This is a genomic window from Neiella holothuriorum, assembly GCF_019457915.1.
Taxonomy (GTDB): Bacteria; Pseudomonadota; Gammaproteobacteria; order Enterobacterales; family Neiellaceae; genus Neiella; species Neiella holothuriorum.
The window spans coordinates 13,710-34,611 of record NZ_JAHZSS010000012.1; the positions used below are offsets into that span (position 1 = coordinate 13,710).

The window sequence follows — 20,902 nt, forward strand, 5'->3', positions numbered from 1 at the left end:
AATATCAGTTGTTGATCATAGCCAGCCGCACATGATCAATCGCCATGTCGAACTTAATGTCCTGAGGGATCTCATTTCTTAAATAAGATTGCTGCTCACCATTTTCAAACACGATAATTACCGCACTCCAATCTGGCATCATGAAACTTACTGAGCCGGCATACTCTTTCATCAGCTGATAAATCTGCGCCGCTAACGACAACATCTCACCCTGACTGATTTGTTGCTGATGGATTTTGCCAACAACAGCCACCTGTAATTGGCATGTTTCAGGGGCATCAAACACCAACAAGCCACGTTGATCTTTAATACGTTTATCAAATGGCACAAAAAACTCGCCAGTCACTGGGTTGGTAACAACTGGATAGCTTGCATTGCCGGCTTTAATGGTCGCGCCAGCCAAACAATAACCATTGGTCTTGCCTTGCTCTGACAGAAAAAAAGCAGGCCGAACTTGGTTAAACTCTGGATCGTTCGCTTGCTTTAAATAATCGTAAAAGCCAGCGTACTGTAAATTAAGTTCCGCTGCCTGAGCGCTCGTCATTGAACATATCAAGCCAATGGCACTGAGTAAGACGCCAACGGTGCGATTCATTGTTAATGCCATTGTGAGTACAAGCTCCAAACAATGTGTAACGAAATGGCGATCAATAACAGGCTCATCACCAAGTTAATAACCTTGTAGCTATTTTGCATACGTTGCTGCAGTTTTGGGTGGCCAACAATGCTTGATAGCAAGGCGAACCAAACAAACGTTGCAAGCACCAGATAAGCGCCATAGCCAAATTTAATACTTATCGCTGTGGTATCGGCAACGACACCAGTAAATAAGGCAATGAAAAACAACGTCGCTTTTGGATTCAGACCATTGGTGATCAGGCCATTGATAAAGGGTTTAACGTTTGTTGTTTGCCCAGCGGGATCATTGAAGTCGGCATCGCCTCTGGCATTTTTTGTCTTAAGACCACTGATCCCAATATAACCGAGGTAGGCAGCGGCTAAAAACATCATGACATGCTGCAACCAAGGGTAATGGTGGAGTAAGTAACCTACTCCCGCCACCGAATACAACACGTGAACGATAATGCCGCAGGCAATACCCGCCGCGGTATAAATACCTGCTCGGCGGCCAAACTTAATGGCGTTATTTAAGACGATGGCGGTATCTGGCCCGGGGCTTATTACAGCAAGCATATGAAGGCCTGCAATAACAATAAATTCGCTCCAAATCATTGGGGTGCACTTATCAAAAAAAGACGCGCTATTGTTTCATTAATTCAGCAACGTAGGTAGTGACAATTTCAGATGCTGGGCCATAAATAGCTTCAGCGAAGTCACGATTCACATTTGACGGCTCTAAATTTAACTCAACGGTATGGGCGCCGGCTTGAACTGCTACCTGCACAAAACCCGCGGCTGGATAGACATTGCCTGATGTGCCGATTGAAATAAATAGATCGCAACTGCCGATGGCATCATAAATTGCGTCCATGTGTTTGGGCATTTCGCCAAACCAAACGATATCAGGCCGTATTTCGCCAACTTCGCCGCAGTTATTGCACACCGTGTCTTGGCTGGTATCTGTCGCAGTGCGACTATTCGAACCGCATTGCTGACACACAACAGAAAGCAATTCGCCATGCATGTGAACGACATTGTGGCTACCACCGCGTTCATGGAGGTTATCGACATTCTGAGTCACTAACATGAAGTTATCAGCCCACTTTTCAAGCGCAGCAAGCGCGCTATGGGCTGCATTTGGGTTAATGTCGGGCTGGAGTAGTTGCGCACGACGCTGGTTATAAAAGTCATGAACTAACGCGGGGTTTCTGGCAAATCCTTCGGGAGTTGCTACATCGTCAACGCGATGCCCTTCCCATAGTCCATCGGCTGCTCGAAAGGTTTGAATACCCGATTCTGCAGAGATACCTGCACCTGTTAACACCACAATATTCACGTGACCTCCGTCATATACCTTGATTCAATGGTTAAAAAGCACCATAAAGACAATAATCTAGTCGTTCAAAGGCCATGCTATGACAAATCAAATTCCCGGCGCCAGCGCAAAAATATTAATTGCCGGATTTGGTGCCTTGGGCCGAAACATGCTCAAGCAAGCGCCTCACGCCAACATAACAAGCTTAAACCGGGCGTCAAACTCTCCTGCGCCACATCATATTCAAGCAGATTTATTGAAACCAGAAACATTACTGGATTTACCACAGTTTGATTACGTTGTGTTCACCGCAACACCCGATGAGCGGACTGAAAGTGCCTACAAAACGACATACGTGGAGGCTACCAATAACTTGCTTTTTGCCTTGTCTAAACAAGCTGTAAAGCGCTTTTATTTTGTTTCGAGTACCAGTGTATACGGGCAACATCAAGGTGAAACGGTGGATGAAGTGTCTGATACAGCGGCAACATCATTTAGCGGTAAAGCTATCCGCCGGGGAGAGGAATTAGTCAACGAAAACGCAATCCCCTCGACTCTCATTCGCTTCGGAGGCATCTACGGCAATGGCCGTTCGATGTTGATTCGGCATGTAAAAGCCGGCGTGGACGTTGCAAATCAGCCCGCGCCTATAACGAACCGTATTCACGAAGATGACTGTGCTGGCTTGCTATTGCATTTAGTTGCCATCGCTCAGCAAGGTACGGATCTAGCTCCGTGTTATGTTGCTGTGGATGATGATGGCTCCAACAAAGCGGCCGTTTATCAATTTATTGCGGAGCAACTGAACTGCCCTCAACAAGTGAACTTGTTGCCCGAACGCCCCTCTAATTTAGGCAAGCGGTGCAATAATCAGCTGATGAAAAAAACCGGTTATCAGTTACTTTATCCAAGTTATCGCAGCGGTTATCTGCACATGATTAATCGAATGAAACAGGAGTCTTCTTGATGCTAGCCAAAATTAGTCAATTTTTTGATCAACTGACCAAAAGTGAATCAGAAAGCGGCCAGAGTATCGATCAAGAGCTAGCAATTGCAGCTTTACTCATTGAAATGGCCAATAGCGACGGTAGCTCGAGCGAGCGAGAAATAAATGTTATTGCGCAGCTGTTGGTTAAATTGTTTGGCGTTGCCAAGGCCGATGTTGATGCCTTAGTTGAGCGGGCGAAGCAATCGAATGATGATTCGGTATGCCTTTATCGTTACACCTCGATTGTAAAGCAGGCGCCCGTTGAATTGCGTAATCAGGTCGTGCTGGCGTTATGGAAGGTTTCTTATGCTGATGGTGTGTTAGATCCCTATGAAGAAGCCACCATACGAAAAGTGGCTGACTTGCTATATGTCAGCCACAGTGACTATGTACGCAATAAGCTACAGGCTCAGGCGATCATGGGGATCGCCTAGCTCCTGTTATTCTTTGCCGAAGACTTGGTTTTCTTGCTCTTGAACGCGAATGAACGTGGTGCGTTTTGAAAGCTCTTTGAGTTGGCGCGCACCAACATAAGTACATGCAGAGCGAATACCACCTAAACAATCCAATACGGTGGCTGCCACTGGCCCACGATAAGGGACTTCAACGGTTTTACCTTCAGATGCGCGGTATTCTGCAACGCCGCCTGCGTGTTTACCCATCGCGGTCGCGCTGCTCATACCGTAGAAGCGCTTATATTGTTTGCCATCAATTTCAACTAATTGGCCTGCAGCTTCGTCATGCCCCGCTAACATGCCACCTAACATGATGAAGTCAGCACCACCGCCAAATGCTTTAGCAAGGTCGCCAGGGACAGCGCAACCGCCATCAGAGACGATTTGACCTCCTAAGCCATGTGCTGCATCAGCACATTCGATAACTGCTGATAGTTGCGGGTAACCAACGCCTGTTTTAACGCGCGTGGTGCACACTGAACCCGGCCCAATACCGACCTTGATCACGTCAGCACCGGCTAGTATTAATTCTTCTACCATTTCGCCGGTCACGACATTCCCGGCAACAAGCGTTGTCTCTGGGTATTGCTGACGGACATTTCGGACAAAATTAACAAAGGCTTCTGAATAACCGTTGGCCACATCAACGCAAATAAACTGGAGTTGCGGATGCGCTGACATCAAAGTGTTTAATTTGGCCATGTCGTTAGCCGATGTACCTGTACTCACCATAATGTGATCGAAGATACTTTCGCTCTGGCTACCAATAAATTCAGCCCATTGTTCAATGGTATAGTGCTTGTGGATTGCAGTTAGCATCTTATGCTTGGCGAGTTCCACCGCCATTTCAAACGAGCCAACGGTATCCATGTTGGCGGCGATGATTGGAACGCCTGTCCATGAACGACCACTGTTTACAAAGTGATACGTTCGGCTGATCTCTACTTGTGAGCGTGAACTGAGTGTTGAACGCTTTGGTCGAATAAGCACGTCTTTAAAGCCCAGTTTGATATCCGCTTCAATCCGCATTGATTAGCACCTCTAAAAAATTAAGTAACTTACTCAGGCGAGCTAGTTAGAAGAACGCATCTTCTTTGGCTCCAGTGAGTAACGACAGCTATTAAGCGTATAGGAATTTACTCAAACTGCTCAGTTGAGTTTTGATGCGAAACATTGATTAACTAATTTGTTAGCTATCGTTGGTATTAATTTCTTGGAATGCATGCTGGCGAACAGTACATCGCTGCCCGCCCGTCATTGAAGATCGCTTGGTTTGCTCTTTCCATAAATTATGCCTTTGTTACTATTGTGCCACTACTGACTTGCTGAGTTGACCATGTCTGACTGTTACACCAATTCCCTTATGTCATTGCAAGACGGCTTGAATCGCCTATTGTCCACGGTAAAGCCCGTTACCGATATTGAGTTATTAGCGCTTGAAAAACTCGACGGTCGGATCATTGGCAAGGCTTTGGTCTGCCCTATGAATGTGCCGCCAGCAGATAATTCAGCTATGGACGGCTATGGCGTTCGATTTGCTGATTGTGCAAAGGGCACGCCACTCAATTGCATCGGCCAATCGATGGCTGGACAGCCGTTTGAAGGCAACATTAATGCTGGTGAGTGTGTTCGTATTATGACTGGCTCTATTGTCCCTGAAGGCGTTGATAGCGTGGTGATGCAAGAACAGGTGATACGCGACGGCGATACAGTCACGCTACAAAATTCGGTGAAGGAAGGTCAAAATATCCGCCGTGCCGGCGAAGATTTAGCAGCGGATCAATTGTTGTTTGAAATTGGCCATAAAATCACTCCCGCAGACATTGGTTTACTCGCATCCTTAGGAATCGCTCAGGTTACGGTTTACCGTAAACCACGCATCGCACTTATTTCTAACGGTGATGAACTTATTGAACCTGGTGCGCCGCTTTCCAAAGGGCAAATTTATGAGAGCAATCGTTATGCGTTAGCGGCGTTGTTGCGCCGATTGCCGTTAGATGTTGATGAGTTTGGCATCATTCCGGATCAACCTGATGCGTTACGAGAAGCTTTTAGCAAAGCGGCCAATTACGATGCGGTGATTAGCAGTGGCGGCGTGAGCGTTGGCGATGCCGATTACATTAAGGTGATTCTTGACGAAATGGGCCAAATTGATTTCTGGAAGCTCGCAATAAAACCAGGTAAACCATTTGCGTTTGGCACTCTCGGTCAGGCGCATTATTTTGGTCTGCCCGGCAACCCTGTATCTGCCATGGTCACGTGCCATCAATTGGCTGTCCCAGCCCTAAGGCAACTTACTGGCGAATTGGTTGCTGCTCCTTTAAAGCTGGTTGCTACTTGCACCGAAGCTATTCGTAAACGTCCAGGCCGAATGGACTTTCAACGCGGAATTGTTGAACGTGGGGATGATGGTGTGTTGTGTGTCCGTACGACCGGAAAACAAGGGTCTGGCATTATGTCGTCACTCAGTCATGCCAACTGCTATTTATTGCTAGCTCAAGATCGTGGTGCAGTAGCGGCAGGTGAACAGGTCGAAATACTCCTGTTCGACCAATTGATGGGGTAATGAAGCTTACGTTGGGCAGATGCAACGCTGCCCATGATTACGGCGCAACTAGTCCCAGCTCGCAGCAGCATCTTCATCGCAGCTTCTAGCATCAAGCCAGCGTTCGCCATCTGAAGTCGTTTCTTTTTTCCAAAATGGCGCTTGGGTCTTTAATTTGTCCATTAAGAATCTGGCGGCATCAAACGCAGCATCACGATGGGCTGAACTTACACCGACGAAGACGATGGGATCACCAGGCCTTAACGTACCAACGCGGTGATGAATAACGATACGGATCAATGGCCAGCGCTGCTCGGCTTGTTCGATTAACCCATTGAGGACGTGCTTGGTCATTGCTGGATAATGTTCGAGTGTGAGTGCGGCGACATCGTCATCGAGGTTCTGGCGCCTAACTTGACCGATAAAGTTAACCACCGCGCCGGCTGCGGAATCTTCACTCAGCCACGCCAATTGCTCAGCGACATCCAGCCAATGATGTGCAACGTTTAGTCGATTCGCCATGCTAGCCCCCAGTCACCGGTGGGAAAAAGGCAACTTCATCGCCCTCTTCTACTTGGTGCTCATTGCCAACAATCATTTGATTCACTGCAACTAATAGCGCTTGGTTAGACTGAGCTGTTGCAATACTCGGGTGCTGATCGGCGATGTGTTGCTTTAACGCTTCAACGCGGCACGGAAGAGCTATATCAACCGCCAAGGTTTCTTGCCCGACGGCTTCTCGAAGGCTTGCGAATAACAAAACATTCATGATGTGCTCCAATCGCCGCTTTTTCCGCCTTGCTTAGTTAATACGCGAATACCGTCAATGCGCATCAACGGATCAACAGCTTTACACATGTCGAATAACGTTAACGCAGCAACAGAGCAAGCGGTTAACGCTTCCATTTCAACCCCTGTTTTACCAGCGAGTTTGCACATGGATGTAATGTGGATGCGCTGATTGTCAGCATCAATATCGAAATTAATTGCTACTTTGCTCAAAGCCAACGGATGGCACAGCGGAATTAATTGCGATGTTTGTTTTGCGGCTTGAATACCAGCAATGCGCGCAGTGGCCAGCACATCACCCTTCGCATTGGTTTGATTAGTAATTGCATCCAATGCAGCCTGTGACAAATAGATAAAACCTTCAGCCGTGGCAGTTCGTTGAGTAACGGCCTTTTCCGTTACATCAACCATGTTGGCTTCGCCTTGCGCGTTAATGTGCGTTAAAGGATTAGTCATTGGTGCTAACCGGTGCAACGTGTGGGGCAAAGTTACACGGGCGGTGGCGGCTATCGAGTTGCTCTTTCAAAATGCCAGTCCATGCCGTTTTACAAGCATTTGTAGAGCCTGGCATGCAGAAAATTGCTGTACCATTAGCAAATCCGGCAAATGCGCGAGACTGGACTGTTGACGTGCCAATCTCACCGTAGCTGATATGGCGAAAGAGTTCGCCAAACCCTTCGATCACACGATCAAATAGTGGGTTAAACGCTTCAGGCGTGGTGTCACGTGCAGTGAACCCGGTACCGCCGGTTGATAACACAATTTGGATGTTGCCATCGGCAATCCACTGCGACAACTGAGCGCGTAATTTGTATTTGTCATCAACGCATATTGCTTTGGCTACAACTTTATGGCCGGCGAGTTTCGCTTGCTCAACCAAGTAACCGCCAGACGTATCCGTGGATTCATCGCGTGTATCGGATACGGTTAGCACCGCAATGTGCAGTGGTGTATGGGTATCGCTTGCATGATCGGACATTACAATTCCTTTTTATGTTTTATTAGTCGTTAAGCTGTTGAGGTAGCACTGCCACTGTTGTGGTGTGTTGATGTTACTCAATGATGCATCGTTGGGATCAGCGAGTGTGTGACAATCCAGCTGCGTTAACCAGTTACGTATTGACCAATTTCGATGGTTTGAGCTGGTTAAACAGGCTCTAGCCTTGACTAGACAACTGTCGCCTTGGTGAACGTAAAGCGGCATAACCGATGTGTCAAAGTGCACACAAGTATGGTGCAATTGACCATGGTGAATCAATTGCTGTAACGCACTTACAGTTAGTTGCGGCATATCTATGGGTACAACCAACCATTGAGCACTCGGGAACGCCGTTAACACCGCTTCAATGCCCGCTAATGGACCCTGTCCTTCGTATCGGTCTTTTACCTGTTGCCCACTAACCACAACGTCTTCAATGCCAGCGGAATGTAACAACATGACCATGTGCTCTTTAAGGGAGCAAGAGCCTAACGACAAGCTCGCTTTGTCGCTGCCCATCCGTGATGAGCACCCACCGTTGAGTAGTAAGCCTTTTAGCTGCTGTTGTGCCATTAGAACAAGAGCTGCTTTAACTGGTTAGTATTCAATGCCGACACCTACAACCATTCGATAATCATCATTTTCTGGAACCACGCCATCTTCATCCGCACGAGGCTTTTCAATTCGATCCCAAACCACGGAAAAATCGAGATCTATATATTTGGTAATTTCAGACGAAATGGTGGAAACAAGGTGATGGGTATAGCGGCCGGACACATCATTAACAATGGTAATTTGCATCGTCGTTTTCCAGTCCAACCACTTTGTTAGCTCTTTGTCGTAAACGGTTGACGCGGTAAACGCAGGCGTTCTTTCGTGATCATCTTCGCCCTCTTCAACCGAACCGAAATAAGTGATTTGGTATCCGGCGGTTGTTGAAACATCCCATTCCACATCGTCTTCGTCCAAGATCCGGTAACCAAAACCGCCACTGAGTGTTGTCCGGTGGTCAATGTTTTGGACTTTATCGACGAACAACTCACCTTGGAATGGTCGCCAGAAAAAATTTCGGCTGACAAATGTGTCTCGAACGCCGGTTAAGCGATGGTTGTTGGCTGTTTCGTTATCATCTTTGACAGAAACATAGCCAAGATAGTCAATCACTAGACGCGAACGGGCTTTACGACGTTCGATGTTGGCGCTGGCATTAAACTCGCTTTCGTCATTGTTGCCTTGGCGCACCGAGTAGCCAAACGATGCTTTTGCTGACCATTGCGAGAACGGTTCGTCATCAACGGGGGCGATGGAGACCACATCATAGGCATCGATTAGCTGTTGGCCTTCTGGCGTGGTTATGACAACCCGATCATCAATACGGTCTAGACGACCTTCAACATTCCCTACACTTTCCGTAAAGATGCCAAATTCGCCGGCTGAGTGCATGGTGACGATGTCGGTCCAATTAATGCTCAGCATGCCGAGCTTGTCACTATCGAACTTCAATTTGTCGTGATACATGGCAATCACATCACCTTTTACCCACTCACCAGAAACGAGTTGAATCCAAGTTGATTCAACATTTTTAGGCGGTGGCGGCGACCATTGGCCAGCAGCGTTAAAGCTAATGCAAACCAAATAAAGCCCAATGACAGGAGCTAATGTTTTTCGCCAACAGTGTTTAATAGACCAAACAAACACGTGATTTAAGTTCAATAATCAATGAATTGAATACCATCTGTTTAGCCTAACACGGTCTAAACATGCTGCATATTTTACCGGGTAAAATAAGTTGTCGCCGAACGGTTTGATGACCCCCTATATTAATTGTTTATAAAATTAAATTAATGCCAAAAGCACGAGTTATCAGTCGGTTGCAAAATGTATTAAATAAACTAAGGCAATTAGTGCCTCAAAATCTACTGGGTATGCTACTTTTGTCTAGCAGCATTTAACTGTAGTGGTACATGCAGTTCGCTTTTCAATGGATAGAAAGGGCACTCAGCCTGCAATAGCTAATCTGTTTACCGCCAGTGTCATGAGTCATGAACGGTAGCGCAGACAGGGACAATGAATCATGGATCCAATCAGAGTAAAGACCGCCGAGGCTCGCTTATACCCTCGAACTTCGGTTGCGCAAGGAATCGTACAGGCTCGCTTACCCGTCCCTTCAAACTGGAACTGGTTTACGAATGTCAATTCTGTAGATGTCGTCAATGTTTCCCGCTCAGGCATAGGAATAGCTTGTCGTGTAGCGCTTGAAGACCACATCGAGTTTTTCTTTAAGCTCGCAAGTGGCGAAAATTTTGTGTTCAGTGGCTTGGTGAAACATCAACAACAAACGGTTGATGGCGTTTATCACGGCGTTGAACTTATCAGTGGGCACGATTGTCTTATCTCGTTATTTAATCAGTGCTGCCCCTCCTCTTCTCACGTCGATTTAACCGTCATTTCTAACTAATTCGTTCATTCTCGAATGTTGATTAAGGCTCTTTTGTGGGGCCTTTTTTGATCTCAGTCTCTTAGCACTTGATATTCATGTAAGTAGCACTGAAAACGTTATCATTGCGCCCATGAAAACGTTTTCTTTAATTTGTAACTGAGTAATCACTATGGCGCGAGGTAATACCGCAACAGCTACGGTTGTAATTTTGGGCTAAATTGGTGAACACAGTTCGGATTGCTTAAAAACAGAGCTTAATTATGTGATGGACGGAAGTGGCGCTGTGTAGGAATAGCTTTTATTGAATGCTACTGATGCAGCACGAGGCGAGTTGTTACATTGAATTTTTGATTCGGCAACAAACCTTAAAATGGACCAACAACCCTGCCCGTTTTCAAGTTTTTAAAGATGCTGCTGTAACACGTTGCTACCCAGCTGAGTAGCCAAAAAAAATCCCCTTCGTTATGGGTCTTAATATAACGAAAGGGATTGTTATGTCGCACCATTAACTGGCGGTTTGGTTATGCCTTAACTTTCCAGTTCAATGTCTGGCCAGCGTAAAACGGTACGATTGACTCGTCCCCGACCTGAACTTGCTCTGGCATTTGCCACGGCTCTTTAACTAAGGTGATGGTTTTTTCGTTAATGGGTAAGCCATAGAACGCTGGGCCATGAAGGCTGGCAAAGCCTTCTAATTTGTCGATGCACCCGAGGTCGTCAAAAATATGGGCGTACAGTTCTAATGCAGCCGGTGCACTGTAACAACCCGCACAGCCACAACTGCTTTCTTTCGCAGATTTCAAATGTGGCGCAGAGTCAGTGCCCAAAAAGAATTTTTCAGATCCTGTTGCCACAACTTCCTGCAATTTTTGCTGATGAGTGTTTCGCTTAAGCACCGGTAAGCAATAATTGTGCGGTTTAACACCGCCAACTAACAAATCGTTACGGTTATACATTAAGTGTTGCGGCGTAATCGTCGCAGCAACATTGGCAGATGAACTTTGCACGAAAGCCGCAGCATCAGACGTGGTGATATGTTCAAACACGATTTTAAGGTTTGGATTGGCCGCTACAATCTTTGTCATGTGGCGATCAATAAACTCTTTTTCACGATCAAATACATCAATGTGGGATTCGGTCACTTCGCCGTGAACGAGCAGTAAAATGCCCTGCTCCTCCATCGCTGCAAAGGTTTCAGACAATCGCCCGACATCAGTCACACCATGCGCGGAATTAGTTGTCGCATTGGCAGGATAGAGCTTACACGCTTTTACGACTCCAGCTTCTTTCGCTGCAACAATCATTTCCGGAGTCGTCGCATCGGTTAAATACAAGGTCATCAATGGCTCAAAGTTTGAGCCCGCAGGAACACACGATTTGATTCGTTGATAGTAGGCCATCGCATCGGCCGCATTAATCACAGGCGGTTGCAAGTTCGGCATGGCAATCGCGCGGGCAAATACTGCCGCAGTGGCAGGCACCGCTGTTTCCATCACTGCGCCATCGCGTAAATGAATGTGCCAATCATCAGGTTGGCGAATCGTAATCGTCTGGTTCACGAAGAATAATCCTGTAGCGTTGTTCGAATGGCGCTAGTTTAACGCAATCGAAAAAAATTACCTGCCACTAAATTGTCATCTCTTGTGATAGAAATGTGATAAACGCGTGACTGACTCGCGACTTTCCTTCCTTAGTCTTCATGGTGAACCGCACTTACGGCTCTGTAATGAACATTAAAAAGGAACAAGACATGTTAAAACAGCACAGTAAAATCGCCGCATTGATGTTAACTAGTTTGCCTTTTATGGCTGCTGCACAAATGGTTGATGTCAAAGTTACTAACCTCACCTAGGGTATTTACTTCACTCCACTGCTTGTCACCGCCCATGGTGAATCCGATCATTTGTTCCAAGCCGGCCAAGAAGCCTCAGCTGAATTACAAGCCATGGCTGAAGGTGGCGACATTTCAGGTCTGGTTACGATTGCGGATTCAATTGGCGCATCATCACAAGCGAACCCTGCAGAAGGACTTCTCGGCCCAGCCAGTTACACCATGATTAGTGATTGGGACACGGGCTCCAATGACCGATTAACTATTGTCGGCATGTTACTTCCTACCAATGATGGCTTTGTTGGCCTCGATAGCTGGCAGATTCCGACAGAAGCCGGAACCTACACGGTTTACCTAAACGGGTACGATGCGGGGACTGAAGCGAACGACGAAATTGTTAATGGTGGCGGCGCCTCTGGCACTCCAGGTATTCCGGCTAACCCTGGCATGAATGGCGGTACCGGAGCCAGTGGCGTGACCAGCATGGAAGTAAACACCATGATTCACATCCACCCAGGTAATGTTGGTGATAGTGATACTGCCGGTGGCATAAGTGATCTCGATAGCCGCATTCATCGCTGGCTCAACCCGGTAGCGAAAGTCACAGTTACCGTGAAATAAGGGAGGTCATTATGTCCATATACTTACCCAAACATACGTTGGCGGTTGCTGTTTCTGCAGCCCTGACTTTAGGCCTTACCACGTGTGGTGGCAGTAGCAACAACAATAGCACCGCCGTTGTTGAAGAAGAAATGACCTACGAATATCAAGTGACGGTTGAAAACTGGACCGCCGCACAGCCCTTCTCGCCACTAACCATTGTTGCCCACAGCGCCGAACAATCATTGTGGGCCATTGGCGAAGCAGCCTCCGATGCCATCGAACAAATGGCGGAAGGTGGCGACAACAGCATGTTGCTCGATGCGGTGGCTGATCTTCCCCACGTAACGGGCGCAGGCATTATCATGCCCGGCACTGAGGAGTCCGTCATGGTTGAAGTGACTGATGCTATGTATATGCAGCTCAGCGCCACCACCATGCTAGTTAATACGAATGATGCGTTCGCCGGAATTAATAGCGCTGACATAAGCGGACTGGATGTTGATGAAAGTATGTCGTGGTATTTACCGGTGTACGATGCAGGCACCGAATACAACACTGAATCAGCTGACGATATTCCTGGCCCCGTTGCAAGTGGCGAGGGATTTTCGGAAATGCGTGACGATGTGATGAATAAAATTTCCCGTCATCCCGGTCTAGTTACTCAGGCAGACGATTCAATGTCCGTTTTGATGCCGTATCACCGCATTGACACGATCGTTGGCAAGGTCACGATTACGCGCATGAACTAAATCATGCCATGACCATGCGCCTTGTCAGTTAGCAACATGCGCTAGCCGTATGTTGCTAACCGTTTGCCTTGAATTGCTTCCCTATTTAATTAGGCCAAAGGATCAAGGTAATGACAGCACGCATTCTGGTAATCGAAGACGATCAAGACATCAATCAACTCATCACCATGAACTTATCAGACATGAACCATACCGTTGATAGTTGCGAAGATGGTGCGAGTGGCTATGCCAGCGCACAAAAAAATGGTTACGACCTTATTGTGCTCGACCTCATGCTGCCGCACAAAGATGGCTTAGAGATCTGTCGCGATTTACGGGCCAATCAACACGCTACGCCGATATTAATGGTGACAGCACGAGACTCCGAAGCCGATCGCGTGGTCGGGCTAGAAATGGGGGCTGACGATTACCTCACCAAGCCTTTTAGTGTGCGGGAGCTACAAGCACGGGTTAAGGCCATGCTAAGACGAACCGAACTACTCAAAGCCGCGCAACAACAACCGGTATTGGCAACCATGCGCTTTGGTGATTTAGAAATCGACGGCGCCAAACGTACAGTGACAAATTGCGGACAATTGGTTGAATTAACATCAACTGAATTTGACCTGCTATTTCACATGGCCAACGCACCCGGACAAGTTTTTAGTCGCGCACAATTGCTCGATCAAATCTGGGGTTATAAACATTCTGGTTACGAGCATACGGTCAATTCTCATATCAATCGTCTGCGAACCAAGCTTGAGCTGACGCCCTCTCAGCCTCGTTATGTCATTACCGTGTGGGGCGTGGGGTATAAATTTAACGATGGCTAAGTTGTTATCTTCCTTTTATAGCAAGCTTGTTATGGCTGTGCTGATTTGCTTTGTCGTCATTGGCGTATTGCTTTTGGTGTTGGCAGACAAAATTTCTGCGCGCTACCAACAAGAAGTTGAGCAGAAACTACATCAACAGTTAGCCGAACATTTAGTGCACGACAATGAACTGTTCCAGCAAGGAAGCCTCAATAAAACAGCGATTAAACAAGCTTTTCATACCATGATGATCTTGGGGCCAAGATTTGAGTTTTATATTTTAAGCCCTGAAGGCGATGTACTGACCTACTCGGCTGATCCGGGCAAAGTTAAACGGGCAGCCGTTGACTTAGCGCCAGTGCAGCAATTTATTGCTGGCAATTTACAGCTCCCCGTCGTCGGTGACGATCCAAGAAACACGGATCGACAGAAGATATTTTCAGCAGCTCCAATCTATGAACAAGACCAATTAAGGGGCTACCTGTACATCATTATTGGCGGCGAAATATACGAGTCAGTTGCCGATATTCTTCGCAATAGTCACATCATGGCACTTGGGTTTTGGGGCGTCGTGCTGACACTTACCTTCAGTTTGTTATTGGTACTCCTAATTTTTGCACTGCTCACGCGCCCACTCCGCCGACTCGCCGGCGACATGATGGCACTGCAACAACAGGGCTTCGATCAAGGGATGGAAGCAGTTAATCAGTGGCAGCAGAATTCTCATGATGAAATTCAAAAACTCGGTGTCGCATTTAATGCCATGGCGAGTACCTTGAATCAGCAATATCGTAAGGTTCAAAGTACCGATCAGCTCAGGCGTGAATTGGTCTCCTATGTATCTCATGATCTGCGTACACCGTTGGCCGCACTGCTGGGATACCTAGAAACATGGCAATTAAAGCATCCGCAATTGACCAATGAGCAAAGCCAGCATCTCATTCAAATAGCACTGGATAACGCTCGCAAAACCAGTCAATTGGTTGAACAGCTGTTCGAACTTGCGCATTTAGATTCTGATAATGTCACCCTTAACTATGAGCCGGTGGCAATAGCGGAGTTAGTGCAGGACGTCATTCAAAAATTGCAGTTGTGCGCGGTTGAAAAGCAAGTGACTCTTTCCGTAACACCACAAGATCACAGTGTTTTGGTGATGGCTGACATTCAACGCATCGAACGGGTATTTACCAACCTTATTGATAACGCCATTCGCCACTGTGCCAATGGCGATCAAATCGAAGTTCGGTTAGCCCAACAGGGTGACAGTATCGGGATTGTTGTTGCCGACACCGGCTGCGGTATTCCTGAACAGGATTTACCCCACATTTTTGAACCACATTTTAGGGCCAGTAACAGCGCGACCGGTAAACGCATTCATAGCGGTTTAGGGTTAGCCATTACGCAGCGCATTTTGCAATTACATAACGCGCTTATTGAGGTTCGATCAGAGCAAGATAAAGGCACAGAATTCCGCTTTAAGTTAGCCGCGATCACGACCTAATACTGGCATTATCAAACCGTTAACGGTATAAGCAAAGGCCGATTAGTCTCTAATCGGCCTTTTCATTTTGTTAAACAGGGAGTTCATCGTGAGCCAATTCGATAACGTTAGCATCATCAAAAAAGCCAATATTTATTTTGACGGAAAAGTCTCCAGCCGCACCGTGTTGTTTGCTGATGGCAGCCATAAAACACTGGGTCTAATGGCTGTTGGCGAATACACCTTTGGTACTGACGCTGCGGAACTAATGGAAATATTAGCCGGTACAGTACAGGTCAAGCTGCCAGGCAGCGATGTGTGGCAAACCGTTGAAGCTGGTGGTTCATTTAATGTACCAGCCAATGCTTCTTTTGATATCAAGGTTGAAACCCTTACCGATTACTGCTGTTCTTACCTGTAATTTTACCGAACAACGCGAGGCCACGATGGAAGCAGTCATCTTTGATATGGACGGTGTGATCATCGACTCAGAGCCATTTTGGCAGTTAGCTGAAGTTGAAGTGTTTAATCATTATGGCATACCGGTAAGCCAAGAGATGGCGCAACAAACCATGGGGCTGCGTATTGATCTGGTAGTTGCGCATTGGTTTAAACAATACCCGTGCGCAGCGCCAGCGCAACAGTTAGTGGATGAAATGCTGGCTCGAGTGAACCAATTGGTAGCTGAACAAGGGCAAGCGTTAACGGGATTATATGCGCTGCTTGAGCGACTCAAATCTAACAACATCAAAGTAGGATTAGCGACGAGCTCACCACTATCAATGGCAGAGAACGTGATCCACCGATTAGGCATTGAAGATGCTTTTTTGGCAATTGAAAGTGCTGAATCATTACCATTTGGTAAACCCCACCCTCAAGTTTATCTAAACTGCGCAGGTTCCCTTGCCGTTGACCCAACCGTTTGTTTGGCCATTGAAGATTCCATCACTGGACTAACGGCAGCAAAAGCAGCTCGTATGTGTGCAATTGCGGTACCTCCAAAAAAAATGGCGACGCAACAAGGTTACGGCATTGCGGATGTGAAATTGAATTCACTTGAGCAAATCAATAGCGATTTATTGAATCAACTTGGCTTCAAGTTAGCTTAATTGTAGGGCTCCTTTGAAATGGCTTTAGATTCTGCACCCTTAGCCCTCATTACCGGTGGCGCCAAGCGCCTTGGCGCAGGTATTGCTCGATACCTGCATCAACAAGGTTACGATCTGATCATTCATTTTAACCAATCCGAAGTTGCGGCCAAGACGCTTGCGAAAGAGCTTAATGGCATTCGCAACAACAGTGTCGGATTGGTAACAGCCAATTTGCTCGATCCTCGCTCGTTACAAGCGTTAGTTGATGAAATAGGTAACCAGCATTCACAACTTCATTTATTGGTAAACAACGCCTCGACGTTTTTTCCAACACCGGTAAATAAGGTCACGGATTGTCAATGGGATAGCTTAGTGACGACAAATGCCAAAGCCCCATTCATGTTAACCCAAGGCCTGCTGCCTTTGTTGCAACGCGGAAATGGGTGCGTTATCAACATGGTCGATATTCATGCGGCAAAGCCATTTCGAGACCATACTGTCTATTGCATAGCAAAAGCGGCGCTGGTGGCTCTAACCAAAAGCTTAGCTGTCGAATTAGCGCCGCAAGTGCGCGTCAATGGAATTGCGCCGGGCGCCATCTTATGGCCAGAAACCATGCAATCCACTGAGCAAGCAGCACGGTTAAAAGCAATTCCTTTAGGCCGTAGCGGTACATTGTTAGAGATTGCCGAAGCCGTTTATTTTCTTGCCAGAGCAAACTACATCACAGGACAAATTTTAGCGGTCGATGGTGGCGCAAGCTTAAGTTAAATACTGCCACGGGGCTCAATGTTGTTTGTCTATTGGATTCAACTTGTCACGAACCATTGAGGCAGCCATGGAATTAACCAAACAATCAATTCACTGCCCAACGTGTGATCACGGCTTTTCAATCTATTTAGATTACTCCCGCGGTGCACAAGATTATTACGACGATTGCCCCAATTGCTGTACCAGCTACCGTGTTCGATTCTCACTTGATGATCAGCATCGTCAGGCGCGTGTGTTTATTGATGCCGATGATGAGCAGATCTATTGAATCAGTGCTGGCTATGCGGGTGATTGATTGGCCAGCACGCGCTCTACTGTGTCGACAACCGCTTGGGTTTGACTGTCTATTTCAATGTTAAATTTGGCTCCAACCGGTTTAAGGTTGATGGTGGTAATGGCCCTGGTTTCGGGAATAAGGTGTAACGTGAAGCGGCCGTCGGTTACATGCTCACCAATCGTTAAGCTAATACCATCAACGGCAATATAGCCTTTACTCAGCACATAACGTTGATGGCTTGGCGGAATTGAAAGCTCTAGCAGCAAATTGCCGGCTTGCTCCTCTCGTTTGAGTAACTCTGCTTGGCAGTGAATATGGCCCGATAGTAAATGTCCGCCAATTTCGTCGCCAAACTTTGCTGCCCGCTCCAGATTGACCAAGTGATCGCGTTCCAGCGTGGCAAGGTTTGTTAGACGCAAGGTTTCATCAATCACATCAAAGCTAGTGCTGTTGTCATCGAACGCGACCACCGTTAAACAAGTGCCATTAACAGCAACGCTCGCGCCGAGCGCTATCCCGCCTAACATTGAAGCGGTTGGCCATTCGACAACTAAACGCATTACGTTGTTGCTGACAACGGCACTCGTTACGCGCCCTTTAGTTTGCACAATACCGGTAAACATATGCTGCCCTTCTGATAAACTGACAAATCACCTTATCATAGAATGTTTTGTCCGCTAGCCGGACCCGCTTTCCTTTGGACGTTAAGTAGTATGAAATCTTCCTCCCATTATTCGCCACGGATTGAAATAACGCATTTACTGCGTTTGGCTGCGCCTATTATTGCAGCCCAAGTAGCGGCCACGCTGATGGGGTTTATTGACGCCGTTATGGCTGGTCAAGTCAGTGCCACCGATCTCGCCGCAGTTGCCGTAGCAAACAGTATTTGGTTCCCCGCAATCTTATTAGTGATGGGCGTGCTTATGGCGATCCCGCCTATCGTTTCTCATCATTTAGGCGCCAAACAAAAACACAAGATCCCACATGATATGTGGCAGTCCGGTTGGTTAGCGTTGAGCTGTGCCATTGCCGCGATGCTAGTAGTCCAGTTGGCGCCTTATATTTTGTCGGTGATGGATGTTGAACCGACATTAGAAAGCCTTGTTTATGGCTATTTAGATGCAGTCATTTGGGGGGCGCCCGGATTTGCCGGGTATCTTGTGCTTCGAAATATCTCTGAAGGATTGTCGTTTACTAAACCCAGCATGTGGATTGGCATTGTTGGCCTACTCCTCAATATTCCACTGAATTACATATTTATTTATGGCGCACTAGGTGCTCCTGCCATGGGTGGCGCTGGCTGTGGTGTAGCAACGGCGATTGTTCAGTGGTTGATGTTTGGTGGCATGATCATTTGTTTTCGTTGGCATCAATTTTATAAACCGTACGCGCTGTTTTCAGCGTTCGAATGGCCCCAATTTCACGCCATGCTGCAATTATTCAAAGTCGGATTTCCGATGGCGTTGGCGTTCTTCTTCGAGGTCAGTTTATTTGCCGTCGTTGCCATATTACTAGCGCCTTTGGGGGCTACAATTGTTGCGGGCCACCAAGTTGCGCTAAATGTAAGTTCGATCATCTTTATGTTGCCGATGTCATTGGGCATGGCGATTTCTATTCGCATGGGGTATCGACTAGGCCAAAAAGATGCAGAGGGCTGCTTCTTTTCGTTGAAAACAGGCTTGAAGGTTGGGTTGGCGCAAGTCTGTTGTACCGCGATATTTACCCTGTTATTTCGCCATTGGATTGCTGACATTTATACCAATGATCCGGCGGTGATCGATCTGGCAACAAACCTGTTGATGTTGTCCTGCGTGTACCAGTTGTCAGATACCATTCAGGTCATTGGCGTCAGTGCGCTACGAGCGTTTAAAGATGCTTCTGGCATTTTGATTATTACCTTGGTTTCTTACTGGCTGTGTGGTTTATCCGTTGGCTTAATGTTGGGATTAACGGATTGGCTTCGCCCTGCGATGGGCCCTTATGGTTTTTGGATCGGATTTTGTGTTGGCTTAACCGTGGCTGCAATTTTGTTATCGCTACGTCTCAAATACTTTTACCGTAAATTGACTCACGATCCTGAATGGCAAAATTAGCAACGCGACATTTGTTAACACGAGTTTGGTGGCTGGCGATTATCGCAATTGTCAGTACCCTGCTCGCCCTAGCCTACAATAGAAAGACTGATGGCGATTACGTTTTTAATCAATATAGCGAGCGTCTAGCGCGAGTTTTAGAAATTGACGCTGAAGATCTGCCACCACACGCCATTCAGCCCTCACTAATTCCGCTAACCACGCGGACCAGCGCCAATGCGATGCAGGCCTATCAGTTGTCCGTTGAGGATTGGTGGTCCATTAAACATTGTCGCATCAATCAACTCATCGCACAGCGCAATAGTAGTCTCGGACGGGTGCAGCAGGCATCACAACGATTAAAATATGAAATGGCAATTGTCAGCGCACTCAAGCAATGTGCGTTAACGACAACCGAACCACATCAAACAAGCCTGTTAGATACCCTACTTAAGCACAAGCAGCAGCAACTTATTAACGTCTGGCATCATTTATGGTTGTCTGATGAAGCTCTGTCTAAATCTTTTGTGCTTGCCTCAAGCGGCTTATCAATAACCAGCAAACAAACACAAGCTGAAATGGCAACGATTGAACAGTCACTGCAGTATTTGAAAGGTATCTCTGAGCAAATTAAAACGCTTAGCCAATCGTCAATGTCGAACCTCGACGATGCGCTTGTTCCCGTAGCATTTGATGGTGTGATGGAATCTTTGTATCACTCAAATGGTCTTGCCAAGCTTTGGTTTAGCCAACATTTAGCGCTACAAACATTAACAACAAGCAGTCAACTACTGAGCCGTACACAGGTAGCCTGCAACGCGCAGCAGACTGTATTGATTAAGCAATTTTTCGGTAACTATTACAGCAAACAAGTGCAGCCACAGCTTGTGCTTTTGCAACGTTATGGCCAGCGAATTGATCGTATCTTACAACCGCTATTGGCAACTTTTCCTCACGCCATTGCCCTTCGCTATCAACAAGTACAACAACACCAACCTTTAGCGGCAGCCATCCAGCAACATGCAGAGCTATGGCAACAGCAATTGGCGGATTGTGGCGTTAAACCGGGTGGTTGAATTGATTGTTGCCCAACTCTTTCGTTACG

At 47.0% G+C, this 20,902-nt stretch carries 25 protein-coding genes and 1 pseudogene; 14 read left to right on the forward strand and 12 right to left on the reverse strand.

Going from position 1 to position 20,902, the window contains the following annotated elements; all coding sequences use genetic code 11:
- Window positions 1–4 precede the first annotated feature (4 nt).
- The 3 genes from K0504_RS10770 to cobB are packed head-to-tail and all read right to left on the reverse strand — an operon-like array spanning window position 5 to window position 1,957.
- Window positions 5–595 (reverse strand): DUF2987 domain-containing protein, encoded by a 591-nt coding sequence (locus tag K0504_RS10770; RefSeq protein ID WP_220104202.1) that lies wholly within the window; start codon window positions 593–595, stop codon window positions 5–7.
- 2 nt (window positions 596–597) lie between these two features.
- Window positions 598–1,233, reverse strand: coding sequence for a LysE family translocator (locus K0504_RS10775; protein WP_220104203.1), 636 nt, complete (start codon window positions 1,231–1,233; stop codon window positions 598–600).
- A gap of 28 nt (window positions 1,234–1,261) precedes the next feature.
- A complete protein-coding gene (cobB, locus tag K0504_RS10780; RefSeq protein ID WP_220104204.1) occupies window positions 1,262–1,957 on the reverse strand; it encodes a Sir2 family NAD+-dependent deacetylase in 696 nt (231 codons plus the stop codon).
- A 79-nt stretch (window positions 1,958–2,036) separates the two neighbouring features.
- On the opposite strand from cobB, the gene K0504_RS10785 reads away from it, so the two are divergent.
- A complete protein-coding gene (locus K0504_RS10785; protein WP_220104205.1) occupies window positions 2,037–2,903 on the forward strand; it encodes an NAD-dependent epimerase/dehydratase family protein in 867 nt (288 codons plus the stop codon).
- On the forward strand, window positions 2,903–3,358 hold the full coding sequence (locus K0504_RS10790) for a tellurite resistance TerB family protein (RefSeq protein ID WP_220104206.1): 456 nt from the start codon (window positions 2,903–2,905) through the stop codon (window positions 3,356–3,358). Before K0504_RS10785 ends, K0504_RS10790 begins: the two co-directional genes overlap by 1 nt.
- 6 nt (window positions 3,359–3,364) lie before the next feature.
- On the opposite strand, the gene K0504_RS10795 is transcribed toward K0504_RS10790, so the two are convergent.
- The gene (locus K0504_RS10795; RefSeq protein WP_220104207.1) at window positions 3,365–4,408 is read right to left on the reverse strand and encodes a GMP reductase; all 1,044 of its coding nucleotides are present in this window, start codon (window positions 4,406–4,408) and stop codon (window positions 3,365–3,367) included.
- 307 nt (window positions 4,409–4,715) lie between these two features.
- On the opposite strand from K0504_RS10795, the gene moeA reads away from it, so the two are divergent.
- Complete coding sequence (gene moeA, locus K0504_RS10800) at window positions 4,716–5,945, forward strand: molybdopterin molybdotransferase MoeA (protein WP_220104208.1); 1,230 nt, start codon at window positions 4,716–4,718, stop codon at window positions 5,943–5,945.
- Window positions 5,946–5,993: 48 nt separating this feature from the next.
- Here the strand turns inward: moeA and moaE are convergent, their stop codons facing one another.
- Genes moaE through K0504_RS10830 form a run of 6 tightly spaced genes read right to left on the reverse strand, consistent with a single transcriptional unit; the run spans window position 5,994 to window position 9,390 of the window.
- The gene (gene moaE, locus K0504_RS10805) at window positions 5,994–6,446 is read right to left on the reverse strand and encodes a molybdopterin synthase catalytic subunit MoaE (protein WP_220104209.1); all 453 of its coding nucleotides are present in this window, start codon (window positions 6,444–6,446) and stop codon (window positions 5,994–5,996) included.
- A gap of 1 nt (window position 6,447) precedes the next feature.
- A complete protein-coding gene (gene moaD, locus K0504_RS10810) occupies window positions 6,448–6,693 on the reverse strand; it encodes a molybdopterin converting factor subunit 1 (RefSeq protein ID WP_225918090.1) in 246 nt (81 codons plus the stop codon).
- On the reverse strand, window positions 6,690–7,169 hold the full coding sequence (gene moaC / locus K0504_RS10815) for a cyclic pyranopterin monophosphate synthase MoaC (RefSeq protein WP_220104210.1): 480 nt from the start codon (window positions 7,167–7,169) through the stop codon (window positions 6,690–6,692). Before moaC ends, moaD begins: the two co-directional genes overlap by 4 nt.
- On the reverse strand, window positions 7,162–7,692 hold the full coding sequence (gene moaB / locus K0504_RS10820) for a molybdenum cofactor biosynthesis protein B (protein ID WP_220104211.1): 531 nt from the start codon (window positions 7,690–7,692) through the stop codon (window positions 7,162–7,164). The genes moaC and moaB overlap by 8 nt, the downstream gene beginning before the upstream one ends.
- 12 nt (window positions 7,693–7,704) lie before the next feature.
- Window positions 7,705–8,265: a molybdenum cofactor guanylyltransferase gene (gene mobA, locus K0504_RS10825; RefSeq protein WP_220104212.1), complete on the reverse strand. Its 561-nt coding sequence runs from the start codon at window positions 8,263–8,265 to the stop codon at window positions 7,705–7,707.
- A gap of 24 nt (window positions 8,266–8,289) precedes the next feature.
- Window positions 8,290–9,390 (reverse strand): DUF481 domain-containing protein, encoded by a 1,101-nt coding sequence (locus K0504_RS10830; RefSeq protein ID WP_220104213.1) that lies wholly within the window; start codon window positions 9,388–9,390, stop codon window positions 8,290–8,292.
- 376 nt (window positions 9,391–9,766) lie between these two features.
- Here K0504_RS10830 and K0504_RS10835 point away from each other — a divergent pair, with 376 nt between their 5' ends.
- Window positions 9,767–10,150, forward strand: a complete 384-nt coding sequence (locus tag K0504_RS10835) for a hypothetical protein (protein ID WP_220104214.1) — start codon at window positions 9,767–9,769, stop codon at window positions 10,148–10,150.
- A 503-nt stretch (window positions 10,151–10,653) separates the two neighbouring features.
- Here the strand turns inward: K0504_RS10835 and pyrC are convergent.
- Window positions 10,654–11,691, reverse strand: coding sequence for a dihydroorotase (gene pyrC, locus K0504_RS10840; protein WP_220104215.1), 1,038 nt, complete (start codon window positions 11,689–11,691; stop codon window positions 10,654–10,656).
- Window positions 11,692–11,915: 224 nt separating this feature from the next.
- Here pyrC and K0504_RS10845 point away from each other — a divergent pair.
- The 8 genes and pseudogenes from K0504_RS10845 to K0504_RS10880 all read left to right on the forward strand — a co-directional run bounded on the left by K0504_RS10845 (window position 11,916) and on the right by K0504_RS10880 (window position 17,716).
- Window positions 11,916–12,584, forward strand: a pseudogene (locus K0504_RS10845) (spondin domain-containing protein).
- Window positions 12,585–12,595: 11 nt separating this feature from the next.
- Window positions 12,596–13,315 carry a spondin domain-containing protein gene (locus tag K0504_RS10850; protein WP_220104216.1) on the forward strand — a complete coding sequence of 240 codons (720 nt, stop codon included), beginning with the start codon at window positions 12,596–12,598 and terminating at the stop codon, window positions 13,313–13,315.
- Between the two features lie 110 nt (window positions 13,316–13,425).
- Entirely contained in the window at window positions 13,426–14,127 is a 702-nt protein-coding gene (locus K0504_RS10855; protein ID WP_220104217.1) for a response regulator transcription factor, read from the forward strand.
- Window positions 14,128–14,158: 31 nt separating this feature from the next.
- Window positions 14,159–15,607: a sensor histidine kinase gene (locus K0504_RS10860; RefSeq protein ID WP_220104218.1), complete on the forward strand. Its 1,449-nt coding sequence runs from the start codon at window positions 14,159–14,161 to the stop codon at window positions 15,605–15,607.
- Window positions 15,608–15,695: 88 nt separating this feature from the next.
- Complete coding sequence (ppnP, locus tag K0504_RS10865; RefSeq protein ID WP_220104219.1) at window positions 15,696–16,007, forward strand: pyrimidine/purine nucleoside phosphorylase; 312 nt, start codon at window positions 15,696–15,698, stop codon at window positions 16,005–16,007.
- 25 nt (window positions 16,008–16,032) lie between these two features.
- Window positions 16,033–16,695: a hexitol phosphatase HxpB gene (gene hxpB, locus K0504_RS10870; RefSeq protein WP_220104220.1), complete on the forward strand. Its 663-nt coding sequence runs from the start codon at window positions 16,033–16,035 to the stop codon at window positions 16,693–16,695.
- An 18-nt stretch (window positions 16,696–16,713) separates the two neighbouring features.
- Window positions 16,714–17,448, forward strand: a complete 735-nt coding sequence (locus K0504_RS10875) for a pteridine reductase (RefSeq protein WP_220104221.1) — start codon at window positions 16,714–16,716, stop codon at window positions 17,446–17,448.
- 67 nt (window positions 17,449–17,515) lie between these two features.
- Window positions 17,516–17,716: a CPXCG motif-containing cysteine-rich protein gene (locus tag K0504_RS10880; protein ID WP_220104222.1), complete on the forward strand. Its 201-nt coding sequence runs from the start codon at window positions 17,516–17,518 to the stop codon at window positions 17,714–17,716.
- 11 nt (window positions 17,717–17,727) lie between these two features.
- On the opposite strand, the gene K0504_RS10885 is transcribed toward K0504_RS10880, so the two are convergent.
- Window positions 17,728–18,348: a riboflavin synthase subunit alpha gene (locus K0504_RS10885; protein ID WP_220104223.1), complete on the reverse strand. Its 621-nt coding sequence runs from the start codon at window positions 18,346–18,348 to the stop codon at window positions 17,728–17,730.
- Window positions 18,349–18,438: 90 nt separating this feature from the next.
- On the opposite strand from K0504_RS10885, the gene K0504_RS10890 reads away from it, so the two are divergent.
- Together K0504_RS10890 and K0504_RS10895 are read left to right on the forward strand one after the other, a co-directional pair.
- Window positions 18,439–19,818: an MATE family efflux transporter gene (locus tag K0504_RS10890; RefSeq protein ID WP_220104224.1), complete on the forward strand. Its 1,380-nt coding sequence runs from the start codon at window positions 18,439–18,441 to the stop codon at window positions 19,816–19,818.
- Window positions 19,806–20,873: a DUF3080 family protein gene (locus K0504_RS10895; protein ID WP_220104225.1), complete on the forward strand. Its 1,068-nt coding sequence runs from the start codon at window positions 19,806–19,808 to the stop codon at window positions 20,871–20,873. Before K0504_RS10890 ends, K0504_RS10895 begins: the two co-directional genes overlap by 13 nt.
- Window positions 20,874–20,902 lie beyond the last annotated feature (29 nt).

Coding starts and splice junctions, on each gene's coding strand:
- K0504_RS10850 (WP_220104216.1), top strand. CDS start 12,596: ATGTCCATATACTTACCCAAACATACGTTGGCGGTTGCTGTTTCTGCA.
- K0504_RS10880 (WP_220104222.1), top strand. CDS start 17,516: ATGGAATTAACCAAACAATCAATTCACTGCCCAACGTGTGATCACGGC.
- moaE (WP_220104209.1), bottom strand. CDS start 6,446: ATGGCGAATCGACTAAACGTTGCACATCATTGGCTGGATGTCGCTGAG.
- K0504_RS10895 (WP_220104225.1), top strand. CDS start 19,806: ATGGCAAAATTAGCAACGCGACATTTGTTAACACGAGTTTGGTGGCTG.
- moeA (WP_220104208.1), top strand. CDS start 4,716: ATGTCTGACTGTTACACCAATTCCCTTATGTCATTGCAAGACGGCTTG.
- K0504_RS10775 (WP_220104203.1), bottom strand. CDS start 1,233: ATGATTTGGAGCGAATTTATTGTTATTGCAGGCCTTCATATGCTTGCT.
- mobA (WP_220104212.1), bottom strand. CDS start 8,265: ATGGCACAACAGCAGCTAAAAGGCTTACTACTCAACGGTGGGTGCTCA.
- K0504_RS10790 (WP_220104206.1), top strand. CDS start 2,903: ATGCTAGCCAAAATTAGTCAATTTTTTGATCAACTGACCAAAAGTGAA.
- moaD (WP_225918090.1), bottom strand. CDS start 6,693: ATGAATGTTTTGTTATTCGCAAGCCTTCGAGAAGCCGTCGGGCAAGAA.
- K0504_RS10860 (WP_220104218.1), top strand. CDS start 14,159: ATGGCTGTGCTGATTTGCTTTGTCGTCATTGGCGTATTGCTTTTGGTG.
- hxpB (WP_220104220.1), top strand. CDS start 16,033: ATGGAAGCAGTCATCTTTGATATGGACGGTGTGATCATCGACTCAGAG.
- K0504_RS10885 (WP_220104223.1), bottom strand. CDS start 18,348: ATGTTTACCGGTATTGTGCAAACTAAAGGGCGCGTAACGAGTGCCGTT.
- K0504_RS10785 (WP_220104205.1), top strand. CDS start 2,037: ATGACAAATCAAATTCCCGGCGCCAGCGCAAAAATATTAATTGCCGGA.
- K0504_RS10835 (WP_220104214.1), top strand. CDS start 9,767: ATGGATCCAATCAGAGTAAAGACCGCCGAGGCTCGCTTATACCCTCGA.
- K0504_RS10795 (WP_220104207.1), bottom strand. CDS start 4,408: ATGCGGATTGAAGCGGATATCAAACTGGGCTTTAAAGACGTGCTTATT.
- K0504_RS10855 (WP_220104217.1), top strand. CDS start 13,426: ATGACAGCACGCATTCTGGTAATCGAAGACGATCAAGACATCAATCAA.
- K0504_RS10770 (WP_220104202.1), bottom strand. CDS start 595: ATGAATCGCACCGTTGGCGTCTTACTCAGTGCCATTGGCTTGATATGT.
- moaB (WP_220104211.1), bottom strand. CDS start 7,692: ATGTCCGATCATGCAAGCGATACCCATACACCACTGCACATTGCGGTG.
- K0504_RS10890 (WP_220104224.1), top strand. CDS start 18,439: ATGAAATCTTCCTCCCATTATTCGCCACGGATTGAAATAACGCATTTA.
- moaC (WP_220104210.1), bottom strand. CDS start 7,169: ATGACTAATCCTTTAACGCACATTAACGCGCAAGGCGAAGCCAACATG.
- K0504_RS10875 (WP_220104221.1), top strand. CDS start 16,714: ATGGCTTTAGATTCTGCACCCTTAGCCCTCATTACCGGTGGCGCCAAG.